The 13,689-nt window shown below is 70.3% G+C and carries 16 protein-coding genes; 3 read left to right on the top strand and 13 right to left on the bottom strand.

All coding sequences use genetic code 11. The features are described 5' to 3' along the window. Positions 1 to 40: 40 nt before the first annotated feature. A complete protein-coding gene (locus tag GA0074694_RS18935; RefSeq protein WP_091460262.1) occupies positions 41 to 1,645 on the bottom strand; it encodes an ABC-F family ATP-binding cassette domain-containing protein in 1,605 nt (534 codons plus the stop codon). 226 nt (positions 1,646 to 1,871) lie between these two features. Here GA0074694_RS18935 and ypfJ point away from each other — a divergent pair, with 226 nt between their 5' ends. Further along, positions 1,872 to 2,789: a KPN_02809 family neutral zinc metallopeptidase gene (gene ypfJ / locus GA0074694_RS18930; RefSeq protein ID WP_091463386.1), complete on the top strand. Its 918-nt coding sequence runs from the start codon at positions 1,872 to 1,874 to the stop codon at positions 2,787 to 2,789. 171 nt (positions 2,790 to 2,960) lie between these two features. Here the strand turns inward: ypfJ and GA0074694_RS18925 are convergent, their stop codons facing one another. Both GA0074694_RS18925 and GA0074694_RS18920 read right to left on the bottom strand, forming a co-directional pair. Continuing rightward, positions 2,961 to 3,404, bottom strand: a complete 444-nt coding sequence (locus GA0074694_RS18925; RefSeq protein WP_141714195.1) for a hypothetical protein — start codon at positions 3,402 to 3,404, stop codon at positions 2,961 to 2,963. Positions 3,405 to 3,586: 182 nt separating this feature from the next. Next, the gene (locus GA0074694_RS18920) at positions 3,587 to 3,826 is read right to left on the bottom strand and encodes a winged helix-turn-helix domain-containing protein (RefSeq protein ID WP_091460257.1); all 240 of its coding nucleotides are present in this window, start codon (positions 3,824 to 3,826) and stop codon (positions 3,587 to 3,589) included. 243 nt (positions 3,827 to 4,069) lie between these two features. On the opposite strand from GA0074694_RS18920, the gene GA0074694_RS18915 reads away from it, so the two are divergent. Continuing rightward, on the top strand, positions 4,070 to 4,621 hold the full coding sequence (locus GA0074694_RS18915; protein ID WP_141714194.1) for a hypothetical protein: 552 nt from the start codon (positions 4,070 to 4,072) through the stop codon (positions 4,619 to 4,621). Between the two features lie 19 nt (positions 4,622 to 4,640). Here GA0074694_RS18915 and GA0074694_RS18910 read toward each other — a convergent pair whose 3' ends face one another. Beyond that, on the bottom strand, positions 4,641 to 4,988 hold the full coding sequence (locus GA0074694_RS18910; protein WP_091460252.1) for a DUF3024 domain-containing protein: 348 nt from the start codon (positions 4,986 to 4,988) through the stop codon (positions 4,641 to 4,643). Between the two features lie 120 nt (positions 4,989 to 5,108). Continuing rightward, positions 5,109 to 6,050, bottom strand: coding sequence for a DUF559 domain-containing protein (locus GA0074694_RS18905; protein WP_091460250.1), 942 nt, complete (start codon positions 6,048 to 6,050; stop codon positions 5,109 to 5,111). A 207-nt stretch (positions 6,051 to 6,257) separates the two neighbouring features. Between GA0074694_RS18905 and GA0074694_RS18900 the strand changes: the two genes are divergently transcribed. Beyond that, complete coding sequence (locus GA0074694_RS18900) at positions 6,258 to 7,568, top strand: TolB family protein (protein ID WP_141714193.1); 1,311 nt, start codon at positions 6,258 to 6,260, stop codon at positions 7,566 to 7,568. Here GA0074694_RS18900 and GA0074694_RS18895 read toward each other — a convergent pair. From GA0074694_RS18895 to sufD, 8 genes are all read right to left on the bottom strand, one after another. After that, entirely contained in the window at positions 7,565 to 8,221 is a 657-nt protein-coding gene (locus tag GA0074694_RS18895) for an acVLRF1 family peptidyl-tRNA hydrolase (protein WP_091460245.1), read from the bottom strand. The two genes, GA0074694_RS18900 and GA0074694_RS18895, sit on opposite strands and share 4 nt — an antisense overlap. Positions 8,222 to 8,313: 92 nt before the next feature. Then, positions 8,314 to 8,946: a LysE/ArgO family amino acid transporter gene (locus GA0074694_RS18890; protein ID WP_091463385.1), complete on the bottom strand. Its 633-nt coding sequence runs from the start codon at positions 8,944 to 8,946 to the stop codon at positions 8,314 to 8,316. Between the two features lie 190 nt (positions 8,947 to 9,136). Then, complete coding sequence (locus tag GA0074694_RS18885; protein WP_245714792.1) at positions 9,137 to 9,628, bottom strand: metal-sulfur cluster assembly factor; 492 nt, start codon at positions 9,626 to 9,628, stop codon at positions 9,137 to 9,139. Continuing rightward, positions 9,625 to 10,098 carry a Fe-S cluster assembly sulfur transfer protein SufU gene (gene sufU / locus GA0074694_RS18880; RefSeq protein WP_091460242.1) on the bottom strand — a complete coding sequence of 158 codons (474 nt, stop codon included), beginning with the start codon at positions 10,096 to 10,098 and terminating at the stop codon, positions 9,625 to 9,627. Before sufU ends, GA0074694_RS18885 begins: the two co-directional genes overlap by 4 nt. Next, on the bottom strand, positions 10,098 to 11,402 hold the full coding sequence (locus GA0074694_RS18875) for a cysteine desulfurase (RefSeq protein WP_091460239.1): 1,305 nt from the start codon (positions 11,400 to 11,402) through the stop codon (positions 10,098 to 10,100). Before GA0074694_RS18875 ends, sufU begins: the two co-directional genes overlap by 1 nt. 7 nt (positions 11,403 to 11,409) lie before the next feature. Further along, complete coding sequence (gene sufC, locus GA0074694_RS18870) at positions 11,410 to 12,183, bottom strand: Fe-S cluster assembly ATPase SufC (protein WP_091460236.1); 774 nt, start codon at positions 12,181 to 12,183, stop codon at positions 11,410 to 11,412. Next, positions 12,183 to 12,509: a non-heme iron oxygenase ferredoxin subunit gene (locus GA0074694_RS18865; protein ID WP_091460234.1), complete on the bottom strand. Its 327-nt coding sequence runs from the start codon at positions 12,507 to 12,509 to the stop codon at positions 12,183 to 12,185. Before GA0074694_RS18865 ends, sufC begins: the two co-directional genes overlap by 1 nt. Then, a complete protein-coding gene (gene sufD / locus GA0074694_RS18860; RefSeq protein WP_091460232.1) occupies positions 12,509 to 13,660 on the bottom strand; it encodes a Fe-S cluster assembly protein SufD in 1,152 nt (383 codons plus the stop codon). Before sufD ends, GA0074694_RS18865 begins: the two co-directional genes overlap by 1 nt. Positions 13,661 to 13,689 lie beyond the last annotated feature (29 nt).

Raw genomic sequence — 13,689 nt, 5'->3', positions numbered from 1 at the left:
GTCGCTCAGGCCAGCTCGACCAGTTCGAGCAGGTCGTCGCTCAGGCCAGCTCGACCAGTTCGAGCAGGTCGTCGCTCCAGGCGTCCTCGTCGCCGTCGGGCAACAGGATCGCCCGGTCCGGCTTGAGCGCGGTGACCGCCCCCGGGTCGTGGGTGACCAGCACGATCGCCCCCGGATAGCGGGCGATGGCGTCGAGGACCTGTTCCCGGCTGACCGGGTCGAGGTTGTTGGTCGGCTCGTCGAGCAGCAGCACGTTCGCCCCGGAACAGACCAGGGTGGCCAGCGCCAGCCGGGTCTTCTCGCCACCGGAGAGCACGCCGGCCGGCTTGTCCACGTCCTCGCCAGAGAAGAGGAACGCGCCGAGGATCTTTCGTAGGTCGGTGTCGGACTGCTCGAACGCGGCGCTGCGCATGTGCTCCAGCACCGTCCGGTCCACGTCCAGGGTCTCGTGCTCCTGCGCGTAGTAGCCGAGTCGCAGGCCGTGGCCGGCGTCGACGGAGCCGGTGTCCGGCTCCAGCAGGCCACCGAGCATCCGCAGCAGGGTGGTCTTGCCGGCACCGTTGAGCCCGAGGATGGCCACCCGGGAACCCCGGTCCACCGCCACGTTCACGTCGGTGAAGATCTCCAACGAGCCGTACGACTTCGACAGGCCGGTGGCGGTCAGCGGGGTCTTGCCGCACGGGGCCGGGGTGGGGAACCGCACCTTCGCGACCCGGTCGGAGACCCGTACCTCCTCCAGCCCGGAGAGCAGCCGTTCGGCCCGGCGGGCCATGTTCTGCGCGGCGACGGTCTTGGTGGCCTTGGCCCGCATCTTGTCGGCCTGGGCCATCAGCGCGCCGGCCTTCTTCTCGGCGTTGGCCCGCTCCCGGCGGCGGCGGCGCTCGTCGGTCTCCCGCGCCTCCAGGTACGCCTTCCAGCCCAGGTTGTAGACGTCGACCACGCTCCGGGTGGCGTCGAGGAACCAGACCTTGTTGACCACCGCCTCCAACAGTGAGGCGTCGTGGCTGATCACGATCAGGCCGCCCTTGTGGTTGGCGAGGAAGCTGCGCAGCCAGGTGATCGAGTCGGCGTCGAGGTGGTTGGTGGGCTCGTCGAGCAGCAGGATGCCGCCGCCGTTCTCACCCGCGTCCCGGAACAGGATCCGGGCCAGTTCGATCCGGCGTCGCTGGCCGCCGGAGAGGGTGCCGATCGTCTGGGCGAGCGCCCGGTCGGGCAGGCCGAGGTTGGCGCAGATCCGGGCGGCCTCCGCCTCGGCGGCGTACCCGCCGAGGGAGGCGAACTGGTCCTCCAGCGCGCCGTACCGGCGGACCATGCGCTCGTCGGCGCCGTCGGCGAGCTTGGCTTCGATCTCCTGCATCTGGGTCATCAGCACGTCCAGGCCGCGCGCGGAGAGCACCCGGTCCCGGCCGGTGACCTCCAGGTCGCCGGTACGCGGGTCCTGCGGGAGGTAGCCGATGTTGCTGCGCCGGTCGATCTGGCCGGCGTACGGCTGCCCCTCCCCGGCGAGCACCTTGAGGGTGGTGGTCTTGCCCGCGCCGTTCCGGCCGACCAGGCCGATCCGGTCACCCGGCTGTACCCGCAGGGTGGTGTCGGACAGCAGGATCCGGGCGCCGGCGCGCAACTCCAGGCCGGTGGCAGTGATCATTGTGGCGAACTCGCTCTCAGGGGCCAAAGGGCTGACTCAGGGCACGCGAAAGCGCCGGCGGGATCGATTCACCCGTCGGCGCGGGGCGGTTCAGCCTTCGCAGAGCAGCACGATCCGATTGTACCGGGCGGCCCGTTCGGCCCGGCCCGGATTACCTCACAAGATCATCGGGTACCGGAACCTCGTCCGTCACCTCATCCCGGAGCTGGCAGAGATCGGGGTCACCATGGAGCTGAACGAGAACGCGCGCATCGACACCAGTCAGGTCGACGACCGGCGAGGGTCCGGCGGCGGAGGCGGCCTCGGCATCCCCATCCCGGTCGGCGGCGGGGGCAGGGGCGGGCTGGTCGGCATGATCATCGCGGTGGTGGTGGCCCTGGTGGGTGGCGGCTTCGGGCTGAACGCGGCCATCGACGGCGGCGGGTCGGAGCAGGGTGACAACTCGTCGCTGGAGCAGAAGTGCTCCACCGAGAACGCCCTCGACCAGCTCGACTGCCGCAACACGCTCTACGTCAACTCGATCCAGGCGTACTGGCAGACGGCGCTGCCGGAGCGGTTCGGCGAGCGGTACCAGGCGGCCGACACGGTCTTCTTCAGCCAGGCCGTCTCCACCGGCTGCGGCAACGCCGACTCCGGCGTCGGCCCGTTCTACTGCCCCGCCGACAAGCAGGTCTACATCGACCTCACCTTCTACCAGGTCCTCGCCGACCAGCTCGGCGCCTCCGGCGAGTTCGCCCAGCCGTACGTGCTGGCCCACGAGTACGGCCACCACGTGCAGACCCTGCTCGGCACCGAGCAGCAGGTGCGCCGCCAGCAGCAGCGCGACCCGAACAACGCCAACGCGCTCTCGGTGAAGATGGAACTCCAGGCCGACTGCTACGCCGGGGCCTGGGCGAAGAACGCCACCGGCACCGCCGACGCGAGCGGCCAGAAGATCTTCACCAGCATCAGTGAGCAGGACATCAGCCAGGCCATCGACGCCGCCGAGAAGATCGGCGACGACGCCATCTCGAAGCGGGCGAACCGGCCGGTGAACCCGGACGAGTTCACCCACGGCACGTCGGAGCAGCGCCGCGAGTGGTTCACCCGGGGGTACGAGTCCGGCGACCCGAAGCAGTGCGACACCTTCAGCGGCAGCGTGTGATCCACGCCGGTCGGCAACCGGTCATCCTGCCCGTCGTCCGTACCGTAGCGGCGTGAACACTCGGCGACACTGTCGCCGCGCGGGGTGTCGGACCTGTATCAGGTAATTCGTCGGCCCATGTCACGTCAGCCGGACATGGGCCGAATGCCGTCGAACGGGACCCGGAACTGCTCACCGGACAGCGGCCGACGGACGCCATGTCATAGCGCGTTGACAAGACGGGCGAGGGGCGGCCTGGGACCGTTCATCATCGATTCCCGCCCCTCGGCATTTCTCGATCTTGCGCTTGGCTACGACGATGTCCCGCTCCCACTCCAGCACGTGCCACCGGATCGCGCGGGTCAGGAACTGCCGCGGGCGACCGCTCGAGATCTGCAGCCCGACCTCTATCCGCTCGAAACACCACAGCAGGGTGAAGTAGGCCCGAGTAGCCTCCACGCTGGACGTGGCGTCAAGAGCCCTGTCACTACGCACCAGACCGCCAAGGATGTCGCGAGCCTGCGCCACTTCACCGCTGGTGAGATCCTGGTGCAGGGAGCGGGCCAGTTCGAAGTCCTCCCGGCGGCGCTGGCCCCACTGCACCACGAGAGAGACGCCCAAGGCAACCAACGACACCGCCACTGAGGCTACGGCTACCAGATCCCTGAGCATGCGCCTCCGGCTCCGATGCAATCACTCTGGACAGAGACGTGCGGGTCGAACACGCCAATCTCCTCAGCAGATTCGTGCAGCACCAAACGACCGCCCGGCTCCTCGCGGCCTTCGCCACGCCTACCAGACATCAGGAACCACCAGGCTCACGGTTCCCGCATCCAGAACGCAGGATCGTTGACGAACACACCCTTGCCCTGGTGTCGCCAGATCACCCGTAGAGCTTCGAGCCGCACGTAGACCTGCTTGACCGTCGACGGACTGACCTTGTACGTCGCCGCGAGCTGCGTGATCGAGGGCAGCTTCTCGCCCGGCTTGAGCTTCTGGGCTCGAATGTCGGCGACGATGTCGTCGGCGATACGGATGTAGTCGGCGGTGATCGGCATGACTCCCCCTGCGCGGCACACCAATTCGATCACGCATGGACACGCCTCGACAACTCTGGGTTTGACTCAGGCGACTGGGACAGCTAAGTTGGCTCGTGCCTCTCCCCTTGCGTGGCAACGAGGAAGGAGGGGTTTCCGCTGGTCGGGGTTGGCTGCCCGTGCCTGCCCCGACCCCGGACCGCGCTGTCTCCGTACCGGTCCCCTGCGCCACGAGGATCTGTCCTTAGTGGAAAGATGGACGTCATGGCTGAGAGTCTGCGCCAGCTGGCGGAGTTGCTGCGGGCCCGCGAGGAGCTGGACGACCAGATCACGGCACTGATCGGGCGTCCCGCCCACCCCGGCAACATCGGCGAGTTCATCGCCGCGCGGGTGTTCGACATCGATCTCGCCAGCAACGCGGTGCAGGCCGGCTACGACGGCGTCTTCCGCTCCGGTCCGCTCGCCGGTCAGACGGTGAACGTAAAGAACTACGGCGACGCCCTCTCCGGCCTGGACATCAGCTCCCACCCGTGCGATTACTACCTGGTGCTGAGCAGCCGGCCCCAGCCGCTGGGCAACACGCGGCACCACCGTTGGGGGATCGCGGCGGTGTACCTCTTCGACGCCCACCAACTGCGCGAGACGTTGACCGATCGGGGCGTCAAGATCGGCACCGCGACGAGCATCCGGCTCGCCGACCTCCACGCGGCACAGGTCTTTCCCGCCACCAACCCGGCCGGCCCGCTGCTCCTGTCGCCCGAGCAGGCGGCCCTGCTCTCCCTCTTCGCCCGCCAGGCGTCACCGGCGCCCGGCTGACCAGCCGTCCTGGGGCCTCTCAGCCCCAGAAAATCGCGGTGGGGTCCCGCTCCACCTCGGTGAGCAGGGTGCCGATGTCGCCGCTCGGCGGGGCCGGAGAGTAGCGGTGGAAACGGAGATCGCGGTCGCGGTGGTACAGCGCCCAGGTGTCGGTGCTTCGGGTGTAGTGGAAGCGGGCCACCGGCAGCCTCGTCCACTCGGCTTCCGGATCCGCGTCCCAGGGCGGTCGGCACTCCACCACGGTCAGGTGGCGGGGCGCCTCCTCGCACTCGATGCGCACCTGGTCACGGACATGCTCGGGCACCCGCTCCGCGCACCAACGGCGCACCTGAGCCACCGCTGCCTCGGGTAATCCTCGTGCTGCCATGGTCAACCACCCTCCGAGCCCACGATGTCACCCGCGACCGAGTATGACGGTCAGGTCGCGATCCTGGGCCGTGTGGGGTGCGCCCGGTCCAAAGGCGTCATCCAAGGGGCGCGATGCCGGTCAGGTCGCGCGGCTGGCAAGGATGGCCAGGGTTTCCCGGCGTACCTGGTCGACCTCGTGCACGAGGCGGCGGTGGGCGAAGCGGACCACCAGGATGCCGATGGTCGCCAGCAGGGCGTCCCGGCGCAGGTCGACCTCCCGCTGTCGCGGGTCGCCGTGCGTGGTCGCGCCGTCGAGTTCGATGTTGACGCGTTCCCGCTCCGCGAACATGTCGAGGTACATGGTGCGCTGCCCGACGGTGATGCGGACCTGCCGCTGGAAGGGTGGCATTCCGGGGACCGTGAAGACGTGCTCGTGTCCCCAGATCTCCAGCGGGCTGCGGCAGCCCTCGGCGAGCCGGGTCAGCAGGGTCCGGAGGGCGGCCCGGTCGGTCAGTTTCGGTGTGCTGTCCAAGGCGTGGCGCAGCCGTTCCGGGGTGGTGTGGCGGTCGTTGACCGCTCGGATCACCGGTGCCCGTCGGTCGTCCGTCGGCAACAGGGGCCACGAGTCGACCAGGGTCTGGTCGAGGCGGGTGACCGGCAGGCCGTTCCTTTGCACCACCTGAGGCGACTCGACGACAAAGCCGTGCCGTCGGTGCACGCGTACGCCGGCACGGGTGCGGATGGTGGGGTTCAGTGCTGCGCTCAGGTGCAGGACGTCGCCGGTCGTCTGCTGACGCAGGCCCCACACGTGGAGCGCGCTGAGGTGGCTGAGCGCGGCCCTGCCGCCGGCCCAGGCGCAGACCGCCCGGTGCCCGAGTGCGGGGTGGAGGCGGCTGAGGGTGGGAAGCCCGGGGTGCGGGCCCAGCAGGTGCGCTGCGGCGAAAACCTCGGGCAGCACCCGTACCAGGTGTCCGGTGGCGCACGCGTACTGGAGCGTCCACGGCGGCACCACCTGCGTCGCCACTGCGCGGGTGACCAGTCCGCCGCTCCGCTCCACCAGGTCCCGCAGCACCTCGTTCACGCCGTCGACCCTGCTGACTCGTGCGGCACGGTGCAACCAACCACCGCGTGTGGCTGAGCTGTCAGGAAGTGGGGTGGCGGCGGCTCCGGCGCGCGTGTCCGATCGAGGACAGCCGAACGTCTTCCCCCGTTCCCGCCCTTGCCCCTGCTCATTCCACCGGACGACGCTGGAGCCACACTTTGCCCGACTTGAGGGGATACCACCGGCATGAGAGCTATGCGAATTTTGCTCACCACGACAGTCACCGCGGCAGTGGTCCTCGCAGCCGCCCCACCGGCCGCCGCGAAGTGGGCCACCACCACCCGGGTCAGCGTCTCCACCACCGGCTTCCAGAGCAATGACCGTAGCGACGACCCGGCGATCAGCGCCGACGGCCGCTACGTCACCTTCGACTCGGACGCCTCCAACCTTGTACCCGACGACACCAACGGCGTCAGCGACATCTTCGTTCGGGACCGGATCACCGGCACCACCACCCGCGTCAGCGTCTCCACCACCGGCGACCAGGCCAACCAGTTCAGCCGGGCTTCGGCGATCAGCGCCGACGGCCGGTACGTCACCTACCAGTCCCTGGCGACCAACCTCGTACCCGACGACACCAACGACGAGATCGACGTCTTCGTCCGGGACCGCGCCACCGGCACCACCAGTCGCGTCAGCGTCTCCACCAACGAATACCAGGCCAACCACTACAGCGAACTCCCGGCGATGAGCGCCGACGGCCGCTACATCACCTACCACTCCCTGGCGACCAACCTCGTACCCAACGACACGAACAGCGCCTACGACGTCTTCGTCCGGGACCAGATCAACGGCACCACCCGCCGTGTCAGCGTGTCGACCGCCGGCGACCAGGGCGACGGAGACAGCTTCGATCCGGCGATCAGCGCCGACGGCCGTTATGTCAGCTACACCTCGGGTGCCTCGAACCTCGTCCCGGACGACACCAACGGCGACCTCACCGACGTCTTCGTCTGGGACCGCACCACGGGCACCACCCGCAGGATCAGCGTCTCCACCACCGGCAACCAGGGCGACAACAGCAGCTTCACCTCGGTACTCAGCGCCGACGGCGGCTATGTCAGCTACGCCTCGGACGCCTCGAACCTCGTCGCCGACGACAGCAACGACGCCACCGACATCTTCGTCTGGAACCGGGCCACCGGCACCACCCGCAGGATCAGCGTCTCCACCACCGGCAACCAGGGCGACAACGTCAGCCGAAGCCCGGCGATCAGCGCGAGCGGCCGCTACGTCACCTACCAGTCCCTGGCGACCAACCTCGTACCCGACGACACCAACGGTGTCACCGACATCCTCGTCCAGGACCGGATCACCGGCACCACCCGCCGCGTCAGCGTCTCCACCAGCGGCAACCAGGCCAACCAGCACAGCGAATTCCCGGCAATCAGCGCCGACGGCCGCTACATCAGCTACCAGTCTCCGGCGACCAACCTCGTACCTGACGACACCAACGGCGTGACCGACATCTTCGTCCGGAACCGGGGCGGCTTCTAGGTTCCGGAGTCAGGGTCGCGGACGAGGACGTGGACGGCGTGGGCGGCGGGGATCGCGGCGAGCAGGACGGCGTGCCGGGGTTCGGGGACGTCGAGCAGGCGCTCGGCGCGCAGCGCCGCCAGCGGGGCGAGGCGACGGTCGGCGAGGACGGTGTCGATCGCCCGCCGGTCGCCGCCGGTCACCAGGGCGGTGAGTCTCGACGCCTCCGGGAGCAGAAGGCGGACGGCCAGGTCGGCGGCCTCGTCCAGGACCGCCTTGGCCTGGTTGTCGCGGCGACGGGCGAAGCGCTGCTGCGACCAGCCCCCGGCGGCGGTACGCCCCTGCACGTAGCGCGTGTCGACCTTCGAGGCGGTCAACGTGTCGCCGTCGGCCACCCCGATCGCCACCCCGCCCTTGCGCACCAGCAGCAGGCCGACCCGGCGGGACGTGGTGGCCGCCGCCGCGAAGCCCGGCACGTCCGGGGTGGGGGGCGCGCCGGGCGGGGCGTGCAGTTCGGCGGTGGCGCCGTCGGGCGCGGTGAGCAGGAGGCCGTACGGCTGGGGGCTGACATCCGGTGTGCCGTGCCGGGTGGTGAACCCGTCGACCCAGCGGGTGATCCGGGCCGGTTCGACCTCGACCCAGCGTCCCCCACCCGCTGCCGGCCAACTGCGCATGCCGCCGTCCCTCCGCTCGCGTCCGTCCCGTCGACCGGGCTCCCCCAGGAGACCACCTAAGCACGCCCGCGGCACCGCCCATCGCCCCGCTCTCAGCCGAGCAGCATCACGACGGCGAGGACGGCGATGATCGTGCTCGACGCGAGGGCGGTGACCAGCCGGCCACGGGGGCCGGTCAGCGCGCGGCCGACGAGGCTGCCACCGGCGGCGACGAGGAGTTGCCAGCTCGCCGAGGCGAGGAACGCGCCGAGCACGAAGAGTCCGGCGGCCAGCGGTTCGGCGGCGTCGGAGCGGCCGAGGACGAGCGCCGCGAAGTAGACGATCGTCGCCGGGTTGAGCAGGGTCAGCGCCAGGACGCCGAGGAAGGCCCGCGACGGGGTGTCCAGTCCGCGCCGGGCCGGTGCCGTGGTGGCCGGCGCGCGCCGGCGCAGTGCCCGCCACGCGCCGTGGACGGCGAGGGCGAGCAGGACCCCGGCGGCGACCAGCCGCAACGGGCCGGCGACCGGAGTGACCAGCCCGGCGACCACGGTCCCGCCCAGCGTGGCGACGGCTGCGTAGAGCCCGTCGGCGGTGGCGACACCGAGCGCGGCGGCGGCTCCCACCCGGAACGAGGTACGCGCGGTCAGGCCGACGACCAGCACCGCGATCGCGCCGACCGGTACGGCCACGCCGTAGCCGGCGACCAGGCCGGCGAGGAAGGCGGTCACGACGGCAGGTGGGGACACGGGCCGGAGCACAGCGGCGTGCGCTGTCGGCCGGCGGCGAGCGCCGGAGCGACAGGGGCACTGCTGCGGTACGACTCGTGCATCCGGTCATCGTCGGCCCCGGAGTGCCGTCCCCGCGACCGCTTTTACGCCAGAATCGTCGAGGGTGCCGCCCCGGTGCGGGGCGACACCCTCGACGACGAGTGGTCGGTCAGACGTTGAAACCGAGTGCGCGGAGCTGCTCCCGGCCGTCATCAGTGATCTTGTCGGGGCCCCATGGCGGAATCCACACCCAGTTGATCCGGAAGTCGTTGACCAGTCCCCCACCGGGCCCGGTGGTCAGCGCCTGGCGGCACTGGGCCTCGATCTCGTCGGTCAACGGGCAGGCCGCCGAGGTCAGGGTCATGTCGATGGTGGCGATGTTGTCGTCGTCGACGTGCACCCCGTACACCAGGCCGAGGTCGACCACGTTGATGCCCAGCTCGGGGTCGACGACGTCCTTCATCGCCTCCTCGATGTCGGCGAGGGCGGCCTTGCCGCCGGTAGCCCCGGCGGTCGTGACCTCTCCGGCCGACGCCGTGGTGGCGTCCTCGGCCGACGAACCCGCAACCCCCTCGGCCGACGCCGTCGCGGCGCTGTCGGGCGGCGTCACGGCCGCCTCGGGCGACGGCGTGGGGGCCGTCGCGGTGTCTTCGGAACTCATGCCTTCACCTCCGGGCTCGCGCCCACCCCCGCGCGTGCCGCGGCGTCCTTGAACGCCATCCACGGCAGCAGCGCGCACTTGACCCGGGCGGGGTAGCGGGCGACACCCGCGAACGCTACCCCGTCACCGAGCACGTCCTCGTCCGGCGTGACCTGGCCACGACCGGACAACAGCTCGACGAACGCCTCGTGCACGGCGAACGCCTCGTCGGCCGGGCGACTCGTCAGCAGCTCGTACAGCACGCTCGCGGACGCCTGGCTGATCGAGCAGCCCATGCCGTCGTACGAGATGTCGCGCAGCACCGTGCCGTCGGTCGCGACCCGGACGGTCACCTCGTCCCCGCAGGTGGGGTTGACGTGGTGCGCCTCGGCGACCCGGTCCCCCGGCTCGGCCGGGTCGCGCAGGCCGCGACCCTGCGGGTGTTTGTAGTGGTCCAGGATGATCTCCTGGTAGAGCTGGTCGAGCTGCATCAGGCGAACACCTTCCGTGCCTGCTCCAGTCCCGCCACCAGGGCGTCGATCTCCCCGGTGGTGGTGTAGAGGTAGAACGAGGCCCGGGTCATCGCCGGCACCCCGAACCGGGTGCACACCGGGCGGGCGCAGTGGTGGCCCACCCGCACCTGCACGCCGAGCGAGTCGAGCACCTGCCCGACGTCGTGCGGGTGCACGTCGCCGAGGGCGAACGAGATGGTGCCGCCCCGGCCCACCGGCACGGCCGGACCGAAGATCCGCAGCCCCGGCACGGTCGCCAGGGCGTCCAGCGCGTACGCGGTCAGTTCCTTCTCGTGCCACTGGATGGCCCGCATGCCGACGCCGCTGAGGTAGTCCACGGCCGCGCCGAGTGCCACCGCCTCGGCGATCGGCGGGGTGCCCGCCTCGAACCGGGCCGGCGGCGCGGCGAACGTCGACCGGGCCATCGTCACGGTCTCGATCATCGAACCACCGCCGAGCACGGGCGGCATCGCCGCCAGCAGTTCCGACCGGCCCCAAAGCACGCCGATGCCGGTCGGGCCACACATCTTGTGCCCGGTGAAGACGATGAAGTCCGCGTCGAGGTCGACCACGTCGACCGGCATGTGCGGCACCGACTGCGAGCAGTCCCAGAGCAGCAGCGCCCCGACCTCGCGGACCCGCTGGGTGATCCGGGAGGTGGGGTTGACCGTACCGAGGATGTTCGACACGTGCACCAGCGAGACGATCTTCGTCCGTTCGGTGACCAGGTCCGCCAGGCCGGAGTCGTCGAGCCGGCCGTGCTCGGTGACCGGGAACCAGCGCAGGGTCGCGCCGGTGCGCTCACAGAGCAGCTGCCACGGGACGATGTTCGAGTGGTGCTCCATCTCGGAGATGACCACCTCGTCACCGGGGCCCAGCCGGAAGCGCGGATCGGCGTCGGCGCGCAGCGAGGCGTTGGAGAAGGCGTACGCCACCAGGTTGATCGCCTCGGTGGAGTTCTTGGTGAAGACCACCTCGTCCACGCTGGGCGCGTTGACGAACCCGGCGATCTTCGCCCGCGCCCCCTCGTACGCCTCGGTCGCCTCCGTGCCCAGGGTGTGCACCGAGCGGGACACGTTGGCGTTGTGCATCGCGTAGTGCTCGGCGAGGACGTCGAGCACCTGGCGCGGCTTGTGCGAGGTGTTCGCGCTGTCGAGGTAGACCAGCGGGTGCCCGTTGACCTCCCGGTCGAGGATCGGGAAGTCCGCGCGCACCGCCGCGACGTCGAAGCGGGGCACGTCGTCGTACTGCGGCATGCCCGCCGGGATCGTCAGGGAGGTCATCGGTGCCTCAGACCCGCGCCGCGCCGGCTCCGGCGACGTACCGCTCGTAGCCCTCGTCCTCGAGCTTGTCGGCCAGCTCCGGGCCGCCCTGCTCGACGATCCGCCCGGCGACGAAGACGTGCACGTGGTCCGGCTTGATGTAGCGCAGGATGCGGGTGTAGTGGGTGATCAGCAGCAGGCCGGTGTCGCCGGTGTCACGGACCCGGTTGACCCCCTCGCTGACCACGCGCAGCGCGTCGACGTCGAGGCCGGAGTCGGTCTCGTCGAGGATCGCGATCTTCGGCTTGAGCAGTTCGAGCTGCACGATCTCGTGCCGCTTCTTCTCACCGCCGGAGAAGCCCTCGTTGACGTTGCGCTGGGCGAAGGCCGGGTCCATCTGGAGCCGCTCCATCGCGCCGCGCAGCTCGCCGCCCCAGGTGCGCAGCTTCGGGGCCGTGCCGTCGATGGCGGTCTTGGCGGTGCGCAGGAAGTTCGCCACCGAGACGCCGGGGATCTCCACCGGGTACTGCATGGCCAGGAAGAGACCGGCGCGGGCCCGCTCGTCGACGCTCATCGCCAGTACGTCGACACCGTCGAGGGTCACCGTGCCGCTGGTGATCTCGTACTTCGGGTGACCGGCGATCGAGTACGCCAGGGTCGACTTGCCGGAGCCGTTCGGGCCCATGATGGCGTGCGTCTCGCCCGACTTCACGGTCAGGTCGACGCCGTCCAGGATCGGCTTGAGCTCACCCTCGGGCAGCTTGACCGACACCTTCAGGTCGCGGATCTCCAGGGTGCTCATTATCGGGTCACTCCATTGCTCGGCGTGAGACTGACGTAGATGTCGCCGTCGCGGACTTCGACGGGATAGACGGGTACGGGTTCGGTGGCGGGCAGTCCGCTCGGCTCACCGGTACGCAGATCGAAACGCGAGCCGTGCAGCCAGCATTCCAGCGTGCAGCCGGACACCTCTCCCTCGGAGAGGGCCACGGCGGCGTGCGAGCACTCGTCGTACACGGCGTAGAAGACGTCGTCCTCGCCGTGCACGACGGCGAGCGGGGTGCCGTCGACGTTCGCGCTGATCACGGTGCCCTTCGGCACGTCCTCGGTCGAGCAGATCTTGATCATCAGGCGCCGGCCTTGGTCAGTCGCGCCTCGATCGCCTCGCCGAGCCGCTCCCGCAGCGACTCTACCGGGATCTTGTTGAGGATCTCGGCGAAGAAGCCCCGGACCACCAGGCGGCGGGCCTCGGCCTCCGGGATGCCCCGGGCCATCAGGTAGAACAGCTGCTCGTCGTCGAAACGACCGGTCGCGCTGGCGTGGCCCGCGCCGGCGATCTCGCCGGTCTCGATCTCCAGGTTGGGTACGGAGTCGGCGCGCGCGCCGTCGGTCAACAGCAGGTTCCGGTTGATCTCGTACGTGTCGGTGCCGGTCGCCTCGGCGCGGATGAGCACGTCACCCACCCAGACCGTACGGGCGCTGGCGCCCTGCAACGCGCCCCGGTAGCCGACGTGGCTGCGACAGTCCGGGATGCTGTGGTCGACCAGTTGCCGGTGCTCCAGGTGCTGCCCGGAGTCGGCGAAGTAGACGCCGTACAGCTCGGCCTCCCCGCCCCGGCCGGCGTACTCCACGCTGGTGAACTGCCGGACCAGGTCGCCGCCGAGGGTGACCTGCACGTGCGTCACCCGGGCGTCACGCCCCAGCCGGATCCTGAGGTGCTGGGCCTGCACCGCGTCGTCGGCCCAGTCGGCGACGGTGACCAGGGTGAGCCTCGCGCCGTCACCGACGGACACCTCGACGTTCTCGCCGAGCGTGCCGCTGCCCACCTGCTCCACCACGACGACCGACTCGGAGAGCGCGCCCGCCTCGACGAAGGTGTGCGCGAAGGAGAGCAGGTCGTGGGGGCCGCCCTGCACGGTGACGGTCACCGGCTCGCCGACCACGGCCTGCGGGGCGATGCGGATCAACCGGCCGGGGCCCGCCTCACCGTAGGCGCGGGCACTCACCCGGTCGAACGGGGTCAGCACGCTGCCCCGGCGCGGGTCGTCCTCGGCCAGCGTGCCGACGGTGACCCCGTCCGGCAGCGGGCCGACGTCGACCGCGGGCCAGTGCGCGGACTCGTCGGTGACAGTCCCGTCCAGCAGCCCCCGCAACCGCTTGAGCGGGGTGAAGCGCCACTCCTCCTCGAGGCCGGTGAGGGCCGGGAAGTCGGCGACGTCGTACGAGCGCAGCGCCTGCGACTTGGTGCTCGGCGGTGGCGCGGAAGCCTGGGTAGTCATTTCTTCCTTGATCAGTTCTCGCGTCAGCG

It is taken from the genome of Micromonospora inyonensis, assembly GCF_900091415.1.
Classification (GTDB): Bacteria; Actinomycetota; Actinomycetes; order Mycobacteriales; family Micromonosporaceae; genus Micromonospora; species Micromonospora inyonensis.
Note: the sequence above shows the minus strand (reverse complement) of the source record. Positions and strands in the feature narration are given on the sequence as shown.